This window comes from Streptomyces sp. NPDC050211 (assembly GCF_040656035.1).
GTDB lineage: Bacteria > Actinomycetota > Actinomycetes > Streptomycetales > Streptomycetaceae > Streptomyces.
Genome location: NZ_JBFALC010000008.1, coordinates 20239 through 41515, shown reverse-complemented (window position 1 = coordinate 41515; position 21277 = coordinate 20239). Strand labels below are relative to the sequence as shown.

General features: G+C 69.3%; 18 protein-coding genes and 1 tRNA gene. 18 read left to right on the top strand and 1 reads right to left on the bottom strand.

What is annotated here, in order from left to right:
• Window positions 1-17 precede the first annotated feature (17 nt).
• Window positions 18-89, bottom strand: a tRNA-Arg gene (locus AB0I98_RS10780).
• 103 nt (window positions 90-192) lie between these two features.
• Here AB0I98_RS10780 and AB0I98_RS10775 point away from each other — a divergent pair.
• The 18 genes from AB0I98_RS10775 to atpB all read left to right on the top strand — a co-directional run bounded on the left by AB0I98_RS10775 (window position 193) and on the right by atpB (window position 21226).
• Window positions 193-708, top strand: a complete 516-nt coding sequence (locus AB0I98_RS10775) for a response regulator (protein WP_307840858.1) — start codon at window positions 193-195, stop codon at window positions 706-708.
• Between the two features lie 173 nt (window positions 709-881).
• Window positions 882-1961 (top strand): ArgS-related anticodon-binding protein NrtL, encoded by a 1080-nt coding sequence (gene nrtL, locus AB0I98_RS10770; protein WP_362938433.1) that lies wholly within the window; start codon window positions 882-884, stop codon window positions 1959-1961.
• A 13-nt stretch (window positions 1962-1974) separates the two neighbouring features.
• Entirely contained in the window at window positions 1975-3366 is a 1392-nt protein-coding gene (gene lysA / locus AB0I98_RS10765; protein WP_362938430.1) for a diaminopimelate decarboxylase, read from the top strand.
• A gap of 154 nt (window positions 3367-3520) precedes the next feature.
• Window positions 3521-4813, top strand: coding sequence for a homoserine dehydrogenase (locus tag AB0I98_RS10760; RefSeq protein ID WP_362938427.1), 1293 nt, complete (start codon window positions 3521-3523; stop codon window positions 4811-4813).
• A gap of 6 nt (window positions 4814-4819) precedes the next feature.
• Window positions 4820-5878, top strand: a complete 1059-nt coding sequence (thrC, locus tag AB0I98_RS10755) for a threonine synthase (RefSeq protein ID WP_362938424.1) — start codon at window positions 4820-4822, stop codon at window positions 5876-5878.
• A 282-nt stretch (window positions 5879-6160) separates the two neighbouring features.
• Window positions 6161-7078, top strand: coding sequence for a homoserine kinase (thrB, locus tag AB0I98_RS10750; RefSeq protein WP_210572561.1), 918 nt, complete (start codon window positions 6161-6163; stop codon window positions 7076-7078).
• Between the two features lie 405 nt (window positions 7079-7483).
• Entirely contained in the window at window positions 7484-9496 is a 2013-nt protein-coding gene (gene rho / locus AB0I98_RS10745) for a transcription termination factor Rho (RefSeq protein ID WP_362938421.1), read from the top strand.
• Window positions 9497-9642: 146 nt separating this feature from the next.
• On the top strand, window positions 9643-11421 hold the full coding sequence (locus tag AB0I98_RS10740) for a trypsin-like serine protease (RefSeq protein WP_362938418.1): 1779 nt from the start codon (window positions 9643-9645) through the stop codon (window positions 11419-11421).
• A 206-nt stretch (window positions 11422-11627) separates the two neighbouring features.
• A complete protein-coding gene (locus tag AB0I98_RS10735) occupies window positions 11628-12764 on the top strand; it encodes an LCP family protein (protein ID WP_362938415.1) in 1137 nt (378 codons plus the stop codon).
• Window positions 12765-12904: 140 nt separating this feature from the next.
• Window positions 12905-13126 (top strand): 50S ribosomal protein L31, encoded by a 222-nt coding sequence (rpmE, locus tag AB0I98_RS10730; protein ID WP_301984298.1) that lies wholly within the window; start codon window positions 12905-12907, stop codon window positions 13124-13126.
• A gap of 105 nt (window positions 13127-13231) precedes the next feature.
• A complete protein-coding gene (gene prfA / locus AB0I98_RS10725; protein WP_362938412.1) occupies window positions 13232-14308 on the top strand; it encodes a peptide chain release factor 1 in 1077 nt (358 codons plus the stop codon).
• An 88-nt stretch (window positions 14309-14396) separates the two neighbouring features.
• Window positions 14397-15236, top strand: coding sequence for a peptide chain release factor N(5)-glutamine methyltransferase (prmC, locus tag AB0I98_RS10720; protein WP_210572573.1), 840 nt, complete (start codon window positions 14397-14399; stop codon window positions 15234-15236).
• A 61-nt stretch (window positions 15237-15297) separates the two neighbouring features.
• Complete coding sequence (locus AB0I98_RS10715; RefSeq protein WP_301984300.1) at window positions 15298-15945, top strand: L-threonylcarbamoyladenylate synthase; 648 nt, start codon at window positions 15298-15300, stop codon at window positions 15943-15945.
• On the top strand, window positions 15942-16610 hold the full coding sequence (locus AB0I98_RS10710; protein ID WP_362938409.1) for a protein-tyrosine-phosphatase: 669 nt from the start codon (window positions 15942-15944) through the stop codon (window positions 16608-16610). Before AB0I98_RS10715 ends, AB0I98_RS10710 begins: the two co-directional genes overlap by 4 nt.
• Window positions 16611-16679: 69 nt before the next feature.
• On the top strand, window positions 16680-17918 hold the full coding sequence (gene glyA / locus AB0I98_RS10705) for a serine hydroxymethyltransferase (protein ID WP_362938406.1): 1239 nt from the start codon (window positions 16680-16682) through the stop codon (window positions 17916-17918).
• Between the two features lie 140 nt (window positions 17919-18058).
• On the top strand, window positions 18059-19423 hold the full coding sequence (locus tag AB0I98_RS10700; protein WP_362938403.1) for an MraY family glycosyltransferase: 1365 nt from the start codon (window positions 18059-18061) through the stop codon (window positions 19421-19423).
• A 300-nt stretch (window positions 19424-19723) separates the two neighbouring features.
• Complete coding sequence (locus AB0I98_RS10695) at window positions 19724-20170, top strand: hypothetical protein (protein ID WP_301987601.1); 447 nt, start codon at window positions 19724-19726, stop codon at window positions 20168-20170.
• 210 nt (window positions 20171-20380) lie between these two features.
• Window positions 20381-21226, top strand: a complete 846-nt coding sequence (gene atpB, locus AB0I98_RS10690; protein ID WP_301984304.1) for a F0F1 ATP synthase subunit A — start codon at window positions 20381-20383, stop codon at window positions 21224-21226.
• The last annotated feature ends 51 nt before the right edge of the window (window positions 21227-21277 follow it).

Here is a 21277-nt window from a genome sequence, read left to right as displayed (position 1 = left end):
GGAGGTGATCTGGCGAGTGCCCCCGGCAGGATTCGAACCTGCGCACACGGCTCCGGAGGCCGTTGCTCTATCCCCTGAGCTACGGGGGCGTGTCGGGCGCGTTGCGCGGTGACGGGTAGAACCCTACCAGCTCCTTCGGGGTGTTCATGAACGGTTTCTGTGGGGGTAGGACGTCGCCCGCACGGGGTGGAAGTGGGGAAAACCCGGACGCGGTGGCCGGTCCCGACCTACTCTCGAGTTGTGCCAGGCGCGTCGGGCCGGGTGCTTGTTGTCGACGACAACAAGGTCATCCGGCAGCTGATCAGGGTCAATCTCGAGCTGGAGGGCCTCGAGGTCGTGACCGCGGCCGACGGTGCCGAGTGTCTGGATGTCATTCATCAGGTGCGGCCCGATGTGGTCACCCTGGATGTCGTCATGCCGCGACTCGACGGGCTGCGGACCGCCGCACGGCTGCGTGCCGATCCGCGGACCCGTGATCTGCCGCTGGCCATCGTCAGCGCCTGTACACAGTACGAGGTCGACGGCGGCCTCGATATCGGCGTCGACGCCTTCCTTGCCAAACCCTTCGAACCCGCCGAACTCGTAGCGCTCGTACGTCAGTTGATCGAGCGGAAGCGGAGCGGGCGAGCGCAGGGGGAGGACGGGCCCCTGTTCGGGAACGTCCTCGGTATGGGGGAGACCGAGCGGGCCGGGCGGGCCGGCGGCTGATCGAAGGGGCGGCAGGTGGCTCTCGGCTCCGTCTCGACGCCGGCCAACTCCGTCCCGACGCCGGTTCAACGCCGGCAAACTCTGTCCCACCTCCGTCTCAACCCCGTCCACATCCCGGACCCTCCCCTAAACCGCCTCGCATACCCACCCCCCTCCTCCCATACGCTTGTCCCGTGACCCCCGTCGAGCTCTCCCGCACCGTGCTGCGCGCAGTGCGTCGTGCTGTCGATGAGGGGGAACTGAGCGTGACCGTGCCGGAGCGGGCTGTCGTGACGGCTCCCGGGGCCGGTGGCTGTGGTGACTACGCCACCAACATCGCCCTTCAGCTCGCCCGCCCGGCCGGGCAGCCGCCGCTGCGGGTCGCGGAGATCCTTCGGCCGTACCTCATCGATACGGCCGCCGTCTCCGATGTCGTCGTCACCGGGCCCGGGTTTCTCAACATCAGCCTGCGCAGTGCCGCGCCCGTGGCCCTCGTCGAGGAGATCCTGCGGCGCGGGCAGCGGTACGGGCACGCCGAGGGGCCTGACCATCAGCCACTCGTGCCGCTGCACGCCCCGCACGAGGTCCGTGCCGTCGTCGTCATGGACGCCACCGCCCGCATCCTCCGTTCGCAGGGTGCTGTCGTCCGCACCAGCTGCGATGCCCCTCCCGAGCCCGAGTGGACCGACACCCTCGGCGTACGCCTCGACGCCGTCGGCAGCCCCGGGTCACCGGCCTACTTGGTACGCCCCATCCCCGCCCCCGCCAACCCCCTCCCCCTCGGCCCCGACGCCGCCCGCTGGGCGCTGCTGTACCCCGCCGCCCACGACCGGCCCCGGATCACCGACGAGCATCTGGTCCAGCGTGAGGGCAACCCCCTCTTCCGGGTCCGTTACGCGCACGCCCGCACCCGGGCGCTCAGCCGCAACGCCGCCGACCTCGGGTTCAGCGCCGAAGCCGGGCGGACCTCCGGCGTCGGCCTGCCCCAAGTCCTGTCCCAAGCCCCAGGCGACTCCACCCACCTCCTCCGCACGCTCGCGGACCACCCCCGCATCCTCGCCGCAGCCGCCGAGGACCGTGCCCCCGACCGTCTTGCCCGGCACCTCGTCACCGTCGCCGATGCCGTCCTCGCCTTTGTGCCCACCGTGCTGCCGATCGGCGAGGAGAAACCCTCGGCCGCCCACCGTGCCCGGCTCGCGCTTGCCGAAGCCGCCGGGGCGGTGCTGGCCGGCGGCCTGTCCCTGCTCGGTATCGACGCACCCGACCACCTCTGAAAGAACACGCGACATGAGCCGTTCCGCACACCCCGCCGGGCCCCGTCACGCCGACGTCTTCCCCGAGGGCCACTACACCGCGCCGCCCACCGACCTGAACGCCCTCGACTCCAAGGTGTGGGCACAGACCGTCGGACGTAACGCCGAAGGCACCGTCACCGTCGGCGGCATCGATGTGAAGACCCTCGCCGAACAGCACGGCACCCCCGCCTACATCCTCGACGAGGCCGACTTCCGCGCACGCGCGCGTGCCTGGCGTACCGCCTTCGGCCATGACGCCGACGTCTTCTACGCCGGTAAGGCCTTCCTGTCCCGGGCCGTCGTGCGCTGGCTGCACGAGGAGGGGCTCAACCTCGACGTCTGCTCCGGCGGAGAGCTCGCCACGGCCCTCTCCGCCGGCATGCCCGCCGACCGCATCGCCTTCCACGGGAACAACAAGTCCACGGACGAGATCCGCCGGTCCATCGAGGCAGGTGTCGGCCGTATCGTCCTCGACTCCTTCCAGGAGATCGTCCGCGTCGCCCACATCGCGCAGGAACTCGGCAAGCGGCAGCGCGTGCAGATCCGTATCACCGTCGGCGTGGAAGCGCACACGCACGAGTTCATCGCCACCGCACATGAGGACCAGAAGTTCGGGATTCCGCTCGCGGGCGGGCAGGCCGCCGAGGCCGTACGGCGTGCCCTTCAGCTCGACGGGCTCGAACTCATCGGGATTCACAGCCACATCGGGTCGCAGATCTTCGACATGTCCGGCTTCGAGGTCGCCGCGCACCGGGTGGTCGGGCTGCTCAAGGACATTCGTGACGAGCACGGGGTCGAGCTTCCCGAGATCGACCTTGGGGGCGGCCTCGGTATCGCCTACACCAGCGACGACGATCCCCGCGAACCCCACGAGATCGCCAAGGCCCTCACCGAGATCGTCACCCGTGAGTGCGAGGCCGCCCGCCTCAGCACCCCCCGTATCTCCGTCGAGCCCGGGCGGGCCATCGTCGGGCCCACCGCCTTCACGCTCTACGAGGTCGGCACCATCAAGCCCCTCGACAACCTTCGCACCTACGTCTCCGTCGACGGTGGCATGTCCGACAACATCCGTACGGCGCTGTACGACGCGGAGTACAGCGTCGCCCTGGTCTCCCGCACGAGCGACGCCGCGCCCATGCTCGCCCGCGTCGTCGGCAAGCACTGCGAGAGCGGCGACATCGTCGTGAAGGACGCGTTCCTGCCGTCCGATCTGGCACCGGGTGACCTGATCGCCGTACCGGCGACGGGTGCCTACTGCCGGTCCATGGCCAGCAACTACAACCATGTGCTGCGGCCGCCGGTCGTCGCCGTGCAGGACGGGGAGGCCCGGGTGATCGTCCGCCGGGAGACGGAGGAGGACCTCCTGCGTCTCGATGTCGGATGACGGATGACCCGTACACCCCCAGGGGCGGAAGATCTCCTGTCTCCCGCCCCCGCAGAAATGAAATAGACGTCTCAGGATCCGGACGATGGATAGAAACTCCAGTCCGGTGAGTGAGACTGGTCCCACCGAAGACGGTATGAGGAAACGAGGTCGGATGATGCGTACGCGTCCGCTGAAGGTGGCGCTGCTGGGCTGTGGAGTGGTCGGCTCAGAGGTGGCGCGCATCATGACGACGCACGCCGACGACCTCGCCGCCCGCATCGGAGCCCCGGTGGAGCTGGCGGGAGTCGCTGTACGGCGGCCCTCGAAGGTCCGTGAGGGCATCCCCGCCGAGCTGATCACCACGGACGCCACCGCCCTCGTCAAACGCGGGGACATTGATGTCGTCGTCGAGGTGATCGGCGGGATCGAGCCCGCCCGCAGCCTCATCACCACCGCCTTCGAGCACGGTGCCTCCGTCGTCTCCGCCAACAAGGCCCTCCTCGCCCAGGACGGCGCCGACCTGCACGCCGCGGCGGAGGCGAACAACAAGGACCTCTACTACGAGGCCGCCGTCGCCGGTGCCATCCCGCTGATCCGCCCGCTGCGCGAGTCCCTCGCCGGCGACAAGGTCAACCGCGTGCTCGGGATCGTCAACGGCACGACCAACTTCATCCTCGACAAGATGGACTCCACGGGGGCCGGCTATCAGGAGGCCCTCGACGAGGCCACCGCCCTCGGGTACGCCGAGGCCGACCCGACCGCCGACGTCGAGGGCTTCGACGCCGCCGCCAAGGCCGCCATCCTCGCCGGAATCGCCTTCCACACGCGCGTGCGCCTCGACGACGTCTACCGCGAGGGCATGACCGAGGTCACCGCCACCGACTTCGCCGCCGCCAAGCAGATCGGCTGCACCATCAAGCTGCTCGCCATCTGCGAGCGGGCCGCGGACGGCGGCTCGGTCACCGCGCGCGTGCACCCCGCGATGATCCCGCTGACCCACCCGCTCGCCTCCGTGCGCGGCGCGTACAACGCCGTGTTCGTCGAGTCCGACGCCGCCGGGCAGTTGATGTTCTACGGCCCCGGCGCCGGCGGCTCCCCGACCGCCTCCGCCGTCCTCGGCGACCTCGTCGCCGTCTGCCGCAACCGGATCAACGGCGCCACCGGGCCCGGCGAGTCGGCGTACGCGGCACTGCCCGTGTCGTCCATGGGCGAGGTCGTCACGCGCTACCACATCAGCCTCGACGTCGCCGACAAACCGGGTGTTCTCGCCCAGGTGGCCACCGTGTTCGCCGAGCACGGGGTATCGATCGATACGGTTCGGCAGCAGGGGAAGGACGGCGAGGCCTCTCTCGTCGTCGTCACGCACCGTGCGTCCGACGCGGCCCTCGGCGGCACCGTCGAGGCGTTGCGCAAGCTCGACACCGTGCGGGGTGTCGCCAGCATCATGCGGGTTGAAGGAGAGTAACCAGCAATGACCCACCAGTGGCGCGGCATCATCGAGGAGTACCGGGACCGTCTCCCGGTGTCCGACACCACGCCGGTCGTGACGCTCCGTGAGGGCGGCACGCCCCTCGTGCCCGCGCAGGTGCTCTCCGAGCGCACCGGCTGCGAGGTCCACCTCAAGGTGGAGGGCGCGAACCCCACCGGGTCCTTCAAGGACCGCGGTATGACCATGGCCATCAGCAAGGCCAAGGAGGAGGGCGCGAAGGCCGTCATCTGCGCCTCCACGGGCAATACGTCCGCCTCCGCGGCCGCGTACGCCGTACGGGCGGGGATGGTGTCGGCCGTTCTCGTGCCCCAAGGGAAGATCGCGCTCGGCAAGATGGGCCAGGCGCTCGTCCACGGCGCGAAGATCCTCCAGGTCGACGGCAACTTCGACGACTGCTTGACGCTCGCTCGAGCGCTGAGCGAGAACTACCCGGTGGCGCTGGTCAATTCGGTCAACCCGGTGCGGATCGAGGGGCAGAAGACGGCCTCGTTCGAGATCGTGGACATGCTGGGCGACGCCCCCGACATCCACGTCCTGCCGGTGGGCAACGCGGGCAACATCACCGCGTACTGGAAGGGCTACAAGGAGTACGCCGCCGACGGTGTCTCGCGGCGGACCCCGCGCATGTGGGGCTTCCAGGCCTCCGGCTCCGCGCCCATCGTGCGCGGCGAGATCGTCAAGGACCCCTCGACCATCGCCACCGCGATCCGCATCGGCAACCCCGCGTCCTGGCAGTACGCCCTGGCCGCGCGGGACGAGTCGGGCGGGTTCATCGACGAGGTGACGGATCGTGAAATCCTGCGCGCCTACCGGCTGTTGGCCGCTCAGGAGGGCGTTTTCGTCGAGCCCGCCTCGGCCGCGTCCGTGGCCGGCCTGCTGAAGGCGGCAGAGCAGGGCAAGGTCGACCCGGGGCAGACGATCGTCTGCACGGTCACCGGCAACGGTCTGAAGGACCCCGACTGGGCCGTTGCCGGCGCCCCGCAGCCCGTCACCGTCCCGGTCGACGCGGTGGCGGCGGCCGAGCGCCTCGGTCTCGCCTGATCAGCACCCGAAGGGGTAACCCGACAGGGGGTGCACAAGGGGCTTACGACACGCATCGTGCGCCTCCTGTGCGCCCTATGTCGCCACAGAACCTTCCTTCGATAGGCTGTACTGAACCCGCCTGCCGCATATGCCGCCCACCGGCACGGTGCCGCGCCGTCTCCGCGGTCCGACAGCGGCGTCGGAAGCGTCCGTCCGTGAGGCCGGGAGCAGCCCGCAGGGTTCCTCGTACGTCATCGAATGTCTTCGACAATCACGCAGCTCAAGGAGAGTCATCGAGCGATGGCCGGTCCAGCCTTCCGCGCCGCCGCTGTCAGGGTGCGCGTCCCCGCCACCAGCGCCAACCTCGGCCCGGGCTTCGATGCCCTCGGCCTGTCGCTGGGGCTCTATGACGACGTCGTCGTCCGGGTGGCCGACTCCGGGCTGCACATCGACATCGCGGGCGAGGGCGGCGAGACGCTCCCGCGTGACGAGAACCACCTTCTCGTACGGTCCCTGCGCACGGCCTTCGATCTGCTCGGCGGGCAGCCGCGCGGTCTGGAGATCGTCTGCGCCAACCGCATTCCGCACGGCCGTGGCCTGGGCTCCTCGTCGGCCGCCATCTGCGCCGGCATCGTCGCCGCACGCGCCGTGACCATAGGCGGGGACTCCAAGCTCGACGACCCGGCCCTCCTGGAACTCGCCACCGAGATCGAGGGTCACCCCGACAATGTGGCCGCCTGTCTGCTCGGCGGATTCACGCTCTCCTGGATGGAGGCGGGATCCGCGCGCGCGATCAGGATGGAGCCCGCCGATTCCATCGTTCCGGTGGTTTTCGTGCCCGGTAAGCCGGTCCTCACCGAGACCGCGCGCGGCCTGCTCCCGCGCACCGTGCCGCACGTCGACGCCGCCACCAACGCGGGCCGAGCGGCCCTGCTCGTCGAGGCCCTGACCAGGCGCCCCGAGCTGCTGCTGCCCGCCACCGAGGACCGCCTCCACCAGGAGTACCGCGCACCGGCCATGCCGGAGAGCGCGGCGCTGGTGGAGCGGCTGCGGGCCGATGGGATCCCCGCGGTGATCTCCGGAGCGGGCCCCACCGTGCTGGCGCTGGCCGATGACGACAGCGCCGACAAGGTGGCCGATCTGGCAGGCGAGGGCTGGGCCGCGAACCGGCTGGAGCTCGACGCCCAGGGAGCGAGCGTGCTGCCGCTTGCGACCTGACACACGGTTGCCGGATTTCGAGAGGGGGAATGTTTGTTGGATCCGGTAGTGTTAACCTCAAGTCTGCACCCGACCCCACCATGGCGAGGTGCTTCGTGTCCCCGTCCGGGACAGACATCCTTCCGGGAGCCTCCCAAGCCGCACTGTGTTCCGTACGACGTACGCGGGCCGTACCTCGTACGCGGGCACTGAGCGACTGGCCGGGCACGCTCCGGAATAGGTGCGACCAAGCCTTGTGACACCGACACTCAGTGCCACAGCTGCGGGAAGCGCCATCACCCATTTCCTCCGCCTCTTTGGCGGACCACCGCCCCGGCACGGTCCACACAGCAAGGACCGAAGCCGGACAGCACAACCGGTCGCCGAGCCAGACAGGCCGACGTCCGCTCCAGGGAAGGACCCTTCGTGAGCGACACCACCGATCTGATGGGCGCACGTGTCGAGGAGACCGCTGCCGCGCCCGCCACGGACGCCTCCGCGCCTGCCAGCGGTGCCGGCTCCCGGCGGCGCCGCGGTACCGGCCTCGAGGGCATGGTGCTGGCCGAGCTGCAGCAGGTCGCATCCGGCCTCGGTATCAGGGGCACAGGGCGCATGCGCAAGAGCCAGCTGATCGAGGTCATCAAGGAGGCGCAGGCGGGTGGGGGTGCCCCGGCCAAGTCCGCCGAGGCAGCCACCGAGACCAAGCCCAAGCGCCGCGCCACCTCGAAGGCGCGTACCGGCGATGACTCAGCTCCCGCCGAGAAGGCCGAGAAGAAGGCCGAGGCCGCGGCCGAGAAGGCCGTGGCCCAGCAGCAGATCGAGATTCCCGGCCAGCCGGCCGGGGGCACCGCCCGCGCCGAAGCCGAGCGCGGGGCAGAGGAAGCCCCCGAGCGCCGCCGTCGCCGTGCCACCGCCGAGGCCGGGAGCCCCGAGACGGTCGCCGCCGAGGCGAAGAGCGAGCCCAAGGCCGAGACGCCCGCCCCGCAGGCGCAGGGCGACGCCAAGTCCGACGCCGACGGTGGCGAGGGCCGCCGCCGCGACCGCCGGGACCGCGGCCGTGACCGCGACCGCCGCGGCAAGGGCGACGACCAGCAGGGCCAGGGGGGCCAGCGGCAGCAGGGCCAGCAGCAGGGCGGCGGCCGTCAGGACCGCCAGGACCGCCAGCAGCGGGACAACGGCCCGCAGGACGACGACGACTTCGAGGGCGGACGCCGTGGCCGGCGCGGGCGCTACCGCGACCGCCGGGGCCGTCGTGGCCGCGACGAGATGGGCGGCCAGGAGCCGCAGATCACCGAGGACGACGTCCTGATCCCGGTCGCCGGCATCCTGGACATCCTCGACAACTACGCCTTCATCCGTACGTCGGGCTACCTGCCGGGTCCGAACGACGTGTACGTCTCCCTCGCCCAGGTCCGCAAGAACGGCCTGCGCAAGGGCGACCACGTCACCGGTGCGGTCCGTCAGCCGAAGGACGGCGAGCGCCGCGAGAAGTTCAACGCGCTGGTCCGGCTCGACTCCGTGAACGGCATGGCGCCCGAATCCGGGCGCGGCCGCCCGGAGTTCAACAAGCTGACGCCGCTGTACCCGCAGGACCGCCTCCGTCTGGAGACGGACCCGGGCATCCTCACCACCCGCATCATCGACCTCGTCGCGCCGATCGGTAAGGGCCAGCGCGGTCTGATCGTGGCCCCGCCGAAGACCGGCAAGACCATGATCATGCAGGCGATCGCCAACGCGATCACGCACAACAACCCCGAGTGCCACCTGATGGTCGTCCTGGTCGACGAGCGTCCGGAAGAGGTCACCGACATGCAGCGCTCGGTCAAGGGCGAGGTCATCTCCTCGACCTTCGACCGGCCGGCCGAGGACCACACGACGGTCGCGGAGCTGGCGATCGAGCGGGCCAAGCGGCTCGTCGAGCTCGGCCATGACGTGGTCGTGCTGCTCGACTCCATCACGCGTCTGGGCCGTGCGTACAACCTGGCCGCGCCGGCCTCCGGCCGCATCCTCTCCGGTGGTGTCGACTCGACCGCGCTGTACCCGCCGAAGCGCTTCTTCGGTGCGGCCCGGAACATCGAGGACGGTGGCTCGCTCACCATCCTCGCGACGGCTCTCGTCGACACCGGGTCCCGCATGGACGAGGTGATCTTCGAGGAGTTCAAGGGCACGGGCAACGCCGAGCTGAAGCTCGACCGGAAGCTCGCGGACAAGCGCATCTTCCCGGCGGTGGACGTGGACGCGTCCGGTACCCGTAAGGAAGAGATCCTGCTCGCCAACGACGAGCTGGCCATCGTATGGAAGCTGCGGAGGGTGCTGCACGCCCTTGACCAGCAGCAGGCGGTGGAGCTGCTCCTCGACAAGATGAAGCAGACGAAGTCGAACGCCGAGTTCCTGATGCAGATTCAGAAGACGACGCCGACGCCCGGTAACGGCGACTGACGTCAGCTGCTGGCAGAGGGCCACCCCCGTGACGGGGGTGGCCCTCTGTGCTGTGCGGGACGGTGTACGATCACGCGGCTCGGACTGTTTTTCGAATCTGTGGTCCGAACTTCTGATCCCGAGGGGGGACTTGAGTGGGTACATCCATGTCTGGGGGCGGTCGGCACAGACGCCGGCTGCGGATCGCTCTTCCGTTCACGGCGGCCGGTGTGGCCGCGGCCGTCGCCGCCGCGTTGCTGACGAGCTCCGCCGACGCCGCCACGGCGCTTCCGAAGCCGACGGTCAAGCCCGCCATCGCCACGGCCTCGCTCGCCGAGCTGGAGAAGCGGGTCGCCGGCGCGGTCGCCGGTGACGACATGGCGGGGGAGAGCACCAGCAAGTCGTCGCTGAGCGCCGGGACCAGCAGCGGCCCCATCGACGCCAAGATCATCGGTGGGTCCACCACGACGATCACCTCGGCGCCGTGGATGGCCCAGCTCTGGTACTCCGACGAGGCCAACGACCTCGGCTTCTTCTGCGGCGGCGCCGTCGTCTCGCCGACGAAGATCCTGACCGCCGCGCACTGCGTCAAGGGCTACAACTGGGCCGCCCACGGTGCGGTGGTGACCGGGACCACGACGATGCCCGACGAGTCGGGCAACACCAACGGCACGGTCTCGCAGCCGCTGCGCCAGTGGAGCCACGCGTCGTACAGCGCGCGGACCATCGACAACGACATCGCGGTCCTCACCCTGGCGACGCCGGTCAAGGCGACGCCGATCCGCATGACGACGTCCGCCGACACCGCCTCGTACACCGCCGGGACCAATGCCAAGGTCTACGGCTGGGGCCGTACGAGCTCCACCACCCAGGCCGTCTCCGAGACGCTGAAGACGGCCACGCTGCCGATCCAGTCGGACACGACCTGCGCGAGCTACTACGGCGCCGACTTCGTCAAGGGCCACATGGTCTGCGCGGGCAAGCCCGCCAGCGGCAGCGACAGCGGTACGACGTCCGCCTGCAACGGCGACTCCGGTGGCCCGCTCGTCGTCAACAACCGCATCGTGGGCGTCGTGTCCTGGGGTGTCGTGAACTGCGTCGCGAAGGGCGCGTACAGCGTCTTCGCGAAGGTGAAGACGTACGCCGGTGCCGCCTACCCGCAGGTCGACGACGCCAACATGAGCTACACCGACGGCAGGGCCGACCTCTTCGTGCGCAACGCGTCCACGAAGACGGGCTACGAGAAGGACTCCACGGGCACGTCGTTCGGCGCCCGGCAGAGCCTCGGCAACTGGAGCGGCGTCAACGTCGTCCTGCAGACCGATCTCGACCGGGACGGCGTCCAGGACTTCGTGTACCGGGTCGCCTCCACCGGTGACGTCTACTGGACGCACTACGTGCGCTCCACGGAGACCTGGACCGAGAAGCAGATCTTCGACAACTGGACGACCCGCACCCGGATCGTCACCCCGGGCGACCTGACCGGCGACTATCTGCCCGACCTGCTGTCCGTGGACTCCGGCGGCAAGCTGTGGCTCTACCCGGGTCAGGGCAACGGCTCCTTCTCGGCCCGTACGCAGGTCGGCTCGGGCACGGGCTGGAACCAGTACAACACCATGCGCGGCAAGGGCGACTTCAACGCCGACGGCAAGGCCGACGTGATCGTGCGCAACCGGAGCACCGGTGCCGTCTACCTGTACAAGGGAACCGGCAGGGCCTCGAGCCCCTTCGCGGCCCGGGTCAAGGTGCGCACCTGGAGCAACACGACGTACAACGCCTTCGACGCCATCGGTGACGTCAACGGCGACAGCAAGGCCGACTTCCTGGCCCGTACGCCCGGCGGCACGCTCTACCTGTACAAGGGCACCGGAAAGGCCACGAGCGAGATCTTTGCCACAAGGGTCTCGGTCGGGACGGACTTCAAGCAGTACGACATCTTCGGCTGAAACAGCAGGTGAACGGGGTGCGTCCAGCACCACACGTCACACACTGTGCCCACCGCTCCCACGCGGTGGGCACAGTGCGTTGTGCAACCCTTTCCCGGGTTTCCCCGTCTGACCGGTCGGGGCGAAGATGGAGCGATACATGTCGCTTCGCCCGGGCCTGACCCTGAACGCGAGGGGTAACCGACCCGACGAGAACCGAGGAGCACATGTCTGCCGAGAGCACACCGGACCCCGGCATACCGGGTGAGTCCGGGACCACGGGTCCGCGCCACCGCGCCAAGGGCCGCCGCCGCAAGCCCCGCGGCAACCGCCGCAAGGGACTGCTCGTCACGGCCTGGGTGGCCGGCGGCATCGTGGTGCTGGGCGGCACCGGCGTCGGGTACGTGTACTTCAAGCTCAACGGCAACCTCAAGAGCGTCGACATCGACCAGGCGCTCGGCACCGACCGGCCGACCAAGGCCGACAACGGCTCCGAGAACATCCTCGTCCTGGGCTCCGACACCCGCTCCGGCTCCAACCAGAAGCTCGGCGGCGGCGCCGACGACGGCAGCGCCCGCTCCGACACGGCGATGATCGTGCACGTCTACAAGGGCCACAAGAAGGCCAGCGTGGTGTCCATCCCGCGCGACACCCTCATCGACCGCCCCGAGTGCACCGACACCAACGGCGACACCCACGACGCCGCGACCGACGTCATGTTCAACTCGGCGTACACCACCGGCGGCGCGGCCTGCGCGGTGAAGACCGTCGAGTCGCTCACCGACCTGCGCATGGACCACTACCTCGAGGTCGACTTCAGCGGCTTCCAGAAGCTCATCGACGAGCTCGGCGGCGTCAAGGTCACCACCAGCCGGGCCATCAGCGACCCCGACAGCCACCTGGACCTGGCGGCCGGCACCCACCAGCTCACCGGTGAGCAGGCGCTCGGCCTGGTCCGCACCCGGCACGGCGTCGGCGACGGCTCCGACCTCGGCCGTATCCAGCTCCAGCAGGCCTTCATCAAGGCGCTCGTCGAGCAGATCAAGGACGTCGGCCTCTTCACCAACCCGAAGAAGCTGTACGACCTCGCCGACACCGCCACCAACGCCGTCACCACCGACTCCGACCTCGGCTCGGTCAACTCCCTCATGTCGTTCGCGAGCGGCCTCAAGAGCATCAGCGCGAAGAACATGCACATGGTCACGATGCCGGTCCAGTACGACGCCGCCGACGCCAACCGCGTCCTCGTCGACGACACCAAGGCCCAGCAGGTCTGGACGGCCCTGAAGAACGACAAGCCGATCCCGAAGTCGGCGACGAAGGGCACGGCGACAGGCCAGGCGAACGGCGTGGTGACCTCGTAGCGCGCCGCCGGGAATAGATCACGGTGACCCCTCGTTTTGGGGGATGGCCCCAGTCCTGGCAGACTGGTACGTCGGCCCCGGTTCACGCCTCCGCACCCCGCGGCTGCGACCCGGAGCCCTCCCGAAACTAGGAGACACCCTTGAAGCGCGACATCCACCCCGAGTACGTCGAGACGCAGGTCAGCTGCACCTGTGGCGCGTCGTTCACCACCCGGTCCACGATCTCCAGCGGTTCCATCCGCGCCGAGGTCTGCTCCGAGTGCCACCCGTTCTACACGGGCAAGCAGAAGATCCTCGACACCGGTGGCCGTGTGGCCCGCTTCGAGGCCCGCTTCGGCAAGGCTGCCGGCTCCAAGAAGTAGCGAGCCCCATTTCGCCGGTCCACGGCCGCGCCCCTCTTCGGCGTGCCGGGACCGGCGTTTTTGGTCGTCCGCCCTTCACCCACGTACGTACAACAGGAGCCAGAGATGTTCGAGGCCGTCGAGGAGCTCGTCGTCGAGCACGCCGACCTGGAGAAGAAGCTCGCCGACCCGTCGGTCCACTCCGACCAGGCCAACGCGCGCAAGCTGAACAAGCGCTACGCCGAGCTCACCCCGATCGTCGCCACGTACCGCTCCTGGAAGCAGATGGGCGGCGACATCGAGACGGCCCGTGAACTCGGCGCCGACGACCCGGAGTTCGCCGCCGAGGTGAAGGAGCTGGAGAAGCAGCGTGAGGAGCTGACGGAGAAGCTGCGGCTGCTCCTCGTCCCGCGCGACCCCAGCGACGACAAGGACGTGATCCTCGAGATCAAGGCGGGCGCGGGCGGCGACGAGTCCGCGCTGTTCGCCGGTGACCTGCTGCGGATGTATCTGCGGTACGCCGAGCGGGTCGGCTGGAAGACCGAGATCATCGACGCCACCGAGTCCGAGCTGGGCGGTTACAAGGACGTCCAGGTCGCCGTGAAGACCAAGGGCGGCCAGGGCGCCACCGAGCCGGGTCAGGGTGTCTGGGCGCGGCTGAAGTACGAGGGCGGCGTGCACCGCGTACAGCGTGTGCCGGCCACCGAGTCCCAGGGCCGTATCCACACCTCCGCGGCCGGTGTGCTGGTGACGCCCGAGGCCGAGGAGGTCGACGTCGAGATCAACCCGAACGACCTGCGGATCGACGTCTACCGCTCCTCCGGACCCGGCGGCCAGTCCGTCAACACGACCGACTCCGCCGTGCGCATCACGCACGTTCCCACCGGAGTGGTCGCCTCCTGCCAGAACGAGAAGAGCCAGCTGCAGAACAAGGAGCAGGCACTGCGTATCCTGCGCTCCAGGCTGCTCGCCGCGGCGCAGGAGGAGGCGGAGAAGAATGCCGCCGACGCCCGCCGCAGCCAGGTCCGCACCGTCGATCGCTCCGAGAAGATCCGTACGTACAACTTCCCGGAGAATCGCATCTCGGACCACCGCGTCGGCTTCAAGGCGTACAACCTGGACCAGGTCCTGGACGGTGAACTCGACGCGGTGATCCAGGCCTGCGTCGACGCGGACTCGGCCGCCAAGCTCGCAGCCGCGTAGAGCCGTGTAAGGGACGTACGAGAAGGACCAGTACCGGAGGACATGCGTGCAGCCATCATTTGGGGGGCGACCCTCAAGTCCCCGCAGCGTGCTGCTCGCTGAGGTAGCTCAGGCCACCCAGCGGCTGGCCGACGCCGGCGTGCCCTCGCCGCGCAACGACGCGGAGGAGCTCGCCGCGTTCGTGCACGGCGTGAAGCGGGGCGAGCTGCACACCGTCAAGGACGCCGACTTCGACGCCCGGTACTGGGAGGTCATCGCCCGCCGTGAGCAACGCGAGCCGCTCCAGCACATCACCGGCCGCGCCTACTTCCGCTACCTCGAACTCCAAGTCGGGCCCGGGGTGTTCGTCCCGCGCCCCGAGACCGAGTCGGTCGTCGGCTGGGCCATAGACGCGGTACGCGCCATGGACGTCGTAGAGCCGCTCATCGTGGACCTGTGCACCGGCTCCGGCGCCATCGCGCTCGCCCTCGCCCAGGAGGTCCCGCGCTCCCGTGTGCACGCCGTGGAGCTGTCCGAGGACGCCCTTCAGTGGACCCGCAAGAACGTGGCGGGGTCCAGGGTCGACCTGCGTCAGGGCGACGCCCTCACCGCCTTCCCGGACCTCGACGGCCAGGTCGACCTGGTGATCTCCAATCCGCCGTACATCCCGCTGACGGAATGGGAGTACGTCAATCCCGAGGCGAGGGACTACGATCCCGAACTCGCCCTGTTCTCCGGCGAGGACGGCCTCGACCTCATCCGCGGCCTGGAACGGACCGCACACCGGCTCCTGCGCCCCGGCGGGGTCGTCGTCATCGAGCACGCCGACACTCAGGGCGGCCAGGTGCCGTGGATCTTCACCGAGGAGCGGGGCTGGGCCGACGCGGCCGACCACCCGGACCTCAACAACCGCCCCCGGTTCGCGACGGCCCGCAAGGCGCTGCCGTGACCGGCCCGCAGACTGTTGTCCCGAAGTACGTGAAGTACGTGTACGAGGAGGCCCGCTAGATATGGCACGGCGATACGACACCAATGACGCGACCGACCGCACCACCGGTCTGCGTGAGGCCGCGTCCGCCGTCCGCCGTGGCGAGCTCGTGGTCCTGCCCACCGACACGGTGTACGGCATCGGCGCCGACGCGTTCTCCTCGGAAGCCGTCACCGACCTGCTCGAGGCCAAGGGGCGGGGCCGGAACATGCCCACCCCGGTCCTCATCGGCTCCCCGAACACCCTGCACGGCCTGGTCACGGACTTCTCCGAGATGGCCTGGGAACTGGTCGACGCCTTCTGGCCGGGCGCGCTGACGCTGGTCGCCAAGCACCAGCCGTCCCTGCAGTGGGACTTGGGGGACACCCGGGGGACGGTCGCCGTGCGCATGCCGCTGCACCCGGTCGCCATCGAACTGCTCACCGAGGTCGGCCCCATGGCCGTGTCGTCGGCGAACCTCACCGGCCATCCGGCGCCGGAGGACTGTGACGCCGCGCAGGGCATGCTGGGCGACTCGGTCTCCGTCTACCTCGACGGCGGGCCCACGCCCGGCAACGTGCCCTCCTCCATCGTCGACGTCACCCGCGAGGTGCCGCTGCTGCTGCGTGCGGGCGCTCTCTCGGCGGAGGAGCTGCGCAAGGTCGTACCCGACCTCGAGGTGGCCAATTGACAGCCCCTGACGCGGGGCGTGGCATATGGAACGGGGAAGAGACGGGGACCTTCGGGCTTCCACTGGACAGCTTCCGCATCCTCCACGTCAGCACTGGCAACGTGTGCCGCTCGCCGATCACCGAGCGGCTGACCCGTCATGCCCTGGCGGACCGGCTCGGCGACCCGCTGTGGGGCGGGTTGATCGTGGAGAGCGCGGGCACCTGGGGCCATGAGGGCGCGCCCATGGAGGCCAACGCGGAGACCGTGCTGGCCGACTTCGGCGCGGACGCCTCCGGCTTCACCGGGCGGGAACTGCTGGACGACCACGTGATCCGCGCCGACCTGGTGCTCACCGCCACCCGCGACCACCGGGCCCAGGTCATCTCCATGGGGCACTCCGCCGGCCTGCGCACCTTCACCCTCAAGGAGTTCACCCGCCTGGTGAAGGCGATCGACCCGGCGACACTCCCTCCCCTGGAGGACGGCATGGTCGCCCGGGCACGCGCCCTGGTCCGCGCCGCAGCAGCTCTACGCGGGTGGCTCCTGGCCCCCACAGCGGAAGCGGACGAGGTCTACGACCCCTACGGCGCCCCGCTGACGTTCTTCCGCTCCATCGGCGACGAAATAAACCAGGCGCTGGACCCGGTCGTCACCGCGCTCACCGGTGTACCCGCCAGGACGTGACAACCGAGCGTCCCTGGGGTCCCGGGCCTACATTGGTGCTACGTCAGTGTCGACGCCCGGGAGCCCACCATGACGGTCACCCATACCCTCGAGGCCGATGTGCTGCGCCGCCAGGACCCGGAGCTGGCCGGGATCCTGCTGGGGGAGCTGGAACGGCAGTCGACGACACTGCAGTTGATCGCCGCCGAGAACTTCACGTCACCGGCGGTGCTGTCGGCGCTCGGGTCGCCGCTCGCCAACAAGTACGCGGAGGGCTATCCCGGGGCCCGGCACCACGGCGGCTGCGAGATCGTCGACGTCGCCGAGCGCATCGCCGTCGACCGGGCCAAGGCGCTGTTCGGGGCGGAGCACGCCAATGTGCAGTCCCACTCCGGATCGTCGGCCGTCCTTGCCGCGTACGCCGCCCTGCTGCGGCCCGGCGACACCGTCCTCGCCCTGGGCCTGCCGCACGGCGGCCACCTCACCCACGGTTCGCCCGCGAACTTCTCCGGCCGCTGGTTCGACTTCGTCGGCTACGGCGTGGACGCGGAGACCGGGCTCATCGACCACGACCAGGTGCGCACCCTCGCCCGTACCCATCGGCCCAAGGCGATCGTGTGCGGGTCCATCGCCTACCCGCGGCACATCGACTACGCCCTGTTCCGCGAGGTCGCCGACGAGGTGGGCGCCTATCTGATCGCCGACGCCGCGCACCCGATCGGCCTGGTCGCCGGGGGAGCGGCGCCCAGCCCGGTGCCGTACGCCGATGTCGTCTGTGCCACCACGCACAAGGTGCTGCGGGGTCCGCGCGGCGGGATGATCCTGTGCGGCCACGAACTGGCCGAACGGGTCGACCGGGCCGTGTTCCCCTTCACCCAGGGCGGCGCCCAGATGCACACCATCGCCGCCAAGGCGGTCGCCTTCGGCGAGGCCGCGACTCCCGCCTTCACCGTGTACGCCCATCAGGTCGTCGCCAACGCGAGGGTCCTCGCGGCGGGACTGGCCGCCGAGGGGTTCGTCGTCACCACGGGCGGGACGGACACGCATCTCATCACCGCCGACCCGTCGCCCCTCGGCGTCGACGGACGGACCGCGCGGGGCCGGCTCGCCGCCGCCGGGATGGTCATGGACTGCTGTGCGCTACCGCACGGCGACGCCCGTGGCCTGCGGCTGGGCACGGCGGCGGTGACCACTCAAGGCATGGGGGAGGAGGAGATGGGATCCATCGCCGCCCTGTTCGTGGGGGTGCTGCGCGGTACGGTCGAGAGCCAGCGGGCGCGTGAAGAAGTGCGGGAGCTGGCCGGTAGATTTCCGCCCTATCCCGGCTGAGCGGGGGTAGGAGCGACCGAGAGCACAGCCACACGTGCAACCATCGTCGCTACCCGGTAGTCCCCACACATATGCGTTCCGTATGAGACCGTCGCTAGGGTGTGGGGCTGAGATGGCCAGCGAGACCTGTGGGGAAGCCCGTGCGTGAATACCTGCTGACGCTCTGCATCACGGCCGCGGTGACGTACCTGCTGACAGGGCCGGTACGGAAATTCGCGATCGTGGCCGGAGCGATGCCGCAGATCCGGGCACGTGACGTGCACCGGGAACCCACTCCGCGGCTCGGCGGGATCGCGATGTTCTTCGGCCTGTGCGCGGGCCTGCTGGTCGCCGACCACCTCACCAACCTGAACGAGGTCTTCGCCGAGTCCAACGAACCGCGCGCCCTGCTCTCCGGCGCGGCCCTGATCTGGCTGATCGGCGTCCTGGACGACAAGTTCGAGATCGACGCCCTGATCAAGCTGGGCGGCCAGATGATCGCCGCCGGCGTCATGGTCATGCAGGGTCTGACGATCCTGTGGCTGCCGATCCCGGGCGTCGGAAACGTCGCGCTGACCCAGTGGCAGGGCACCCTGCTGACGGTTGCGCTCGTCGTCATCACCATCAACGCGGTGAACTTCGTCGACGGCCTCGACGGCCTCGCGGCGGGCATGGTGGGCATCGCGTCGACCGCGTTCTTCCTCTACGCCTACCGGGTCTGGGTGTCGTACGGCATCGAGGCCGCCGCCCCGGCCACGCTGTTCGCGGCGATCCTGATGGGCATGTGCCTGGGCTTCCTGCCGCACAACATGCACCCCGCGCGGATCTTCATGGGCGACTCCGGCTCGATGCTCATCGGGCTGGTGCTGGCGGCGGGCGCGATCTCCATCACGGGACAGGTCGACCCGGACGCGCTGAAGCTGTTCGCGGGCTCCGAGAAGGCGGCCGTGCATCAGACGGTGCCGGTCTACATCCCGCTGCTGCTGCCGCTGACGATCATCGCGATCCCGGCCGCCGACCTGGTCCTGGCGATCGTGCGCCGCACCTGGCGCGGTCAGTCGCCGTTCGCCGCCGACCGCGGTCATCTGCACCACCGTCTCCTGGAGATCGGCCACTCGCACAGCCGCGCGGTGCTGATCATGTACTTCTGGTCGGCACTGATCGCGTTCGGCGCGCTCGCCTACTCGGTGAACTCGGCGTCGATGTGGATCGTGCTCGGCATCGTCTTCCTGAGCTTCATCGGGCTGGTCCTGCTCCTGCTGCCCCGCTTCACCCCGCGCGCCCCGCGCTGGGCGGAGGCCTTCGTGCCGCCGCGCTACCGCCGCAAGGCGGTCGTGGAGCCGGAACCGGAGGCGGCGCAGGACGACGGGGAGGCGGACGAGGACGAGGCGGCCGTCCCGGTCGTCGAGGAGCCCCGCACCCCGGTGGCCGCGGGCGTCTCCCGGGTCAACGGAGTCAACGGTTCGACCGCTCTCGGCGCCCGTCCGCGCTTCCTGGATCGGCGCAAGGCCGGTACCTCGCGCTGACGCTCAAGGTAAGAATCTGACTAGAGCATTGCCAACTCGTGGGGGAACGAAGATCCCCAATACCAGACAAAGCGGTGCTGGAACTGCACAGACGCGCAGTGTCACTCTCATGTGTGACACCCAGCACAGCCACTAGGTAAAGACCTCATCAAATAGTTTGTGATACGGTTCACGAGAACCCCGGGACACAGTCGAAGGGCCGCAGTGCGACGGCCCATTGGCGTGAGGACCACTCCCCACCCGGGGCTACGCTCGTCCATGACGACACCCCTGCCCCCCTGCGAAAGCGGAGTTGCCGCCATGCCGTCCAATGACGTCCGGATCCTGCTCCAGGCCGCTGTGCCCACAGCTGCCGTCGGCGCGATTGCCGCCGTCGTCAGCGGTGTGGTCGCCGGCGGCGAAGGGGCGGTCGGGGCCGTCGTCGCGACGCTGGTGGTGATCCTCTTCATGGGGATCGGTCTCTACGTTCTGCAGCGCACTGCCAAATCGCTTCCGCACCTTTTCCAGGCGATGGGCCTGATGCTCTACGCGGCACAGATTCTTCTGCTGTTCATCTTCCTCGCCGCGTTCAAGAACACCACCCTGTTCAACCCCCGGGCCTTCGCCCTCACGCTCGTCGCCGGCACCCTCGCCTGGATCGCCGCGCAGACGCGTGCCCATATGAAAGCCAAGATTCTCTACGTCGAACCGGACTCGTCCGCCCCCAAGAACGGCGACAAGCCCGAGAAGACGGGGCACTCGTCGTGAGGGGTAGGGCCGGGATAAAGGCGCATGAGAGACCCTGCTATCGTCCGGTGCCAACTGCGGCATCGCGGGCGCGGGCATCTGAGCTGACGCCTGCTCACACGCAGGGCGAGATGCCCCACAGCCGCCCCCACATCCGTAACACCAGTCCCGTGCCGAACCGCGGCTGCGCGCCGCGCCGACACAACGAGGTTGCCGTACCTATGCGCCACGATGAAGGAGCCCGCGGTGAGTGCTGACCCGACGCAGGCCCTCGCCTTCGACACGAACTGCCACCTCTTCGACGGATGTGGCTTCGACACTGTCGCTCCGGGCCTGCACTCGTTCCTGTTCGAGCCGCTCATGGGCGACGCGGACGGCAACGCCTTCTACTTCAACAAGCCGATGCTGCTCGCCCTGCTGGGTTCGATCATCGTGGTGGGCTTCTTCTGGGCCGCGTTCGCCCGGCCGAAGGTCGTCCCCGGCAAGCTCCAGATGATCGCCGAAGCCGGCTACGACTTCGTACGCCGCGGCATCGTCTACGAGACGATCGGCAAGAAGGAGGGCGAGAAGTACGTTCCGCTCGCCGTCTCCCTCTTCTTCTTCATCTGGATGATGAACCTCTGGTCCATCGTCCCGGTCGCCGCCTTCCCGGTGACGTCGATCATCGCCTACCCGCTGGTCCTGGCGCTGATCGTCTACATCCTGTGGGTCTCGCTGACCTTCAAGCGGCACGGCTTCGTCGGAGCCTTCAAGAACTTCTCCGGCTACGACAAGTCGCTGGGCGCGGTGCTCCCGCTGTCCATGACCATCGAGCTCGCCTCGAACCTGCTGGTCCGTCCGTTCACGCACGCGGTCCGACTCTTCGCGAACATGTTCGCGGGGCACACGCTGCTGCTGCTGTTCACGATCGCCAGCTGGTACATGCTCAACGGCATCGGTATCGCCTACTCAGGTGTCTCGTTCGTGATGGTCATCGTGATGACCGCCTTCGAGCTCTTCATCCAGGCGGTTCAGGCGTACGTCTTCGTCCTCCTGACCTGCACCTTCATCCAGGGCGCGCTCGCCGAGCACCACTGAGCACCGCCCCGCAACACCCCCATAGCCGTCCGGTGGCCAACCCCCACCGGT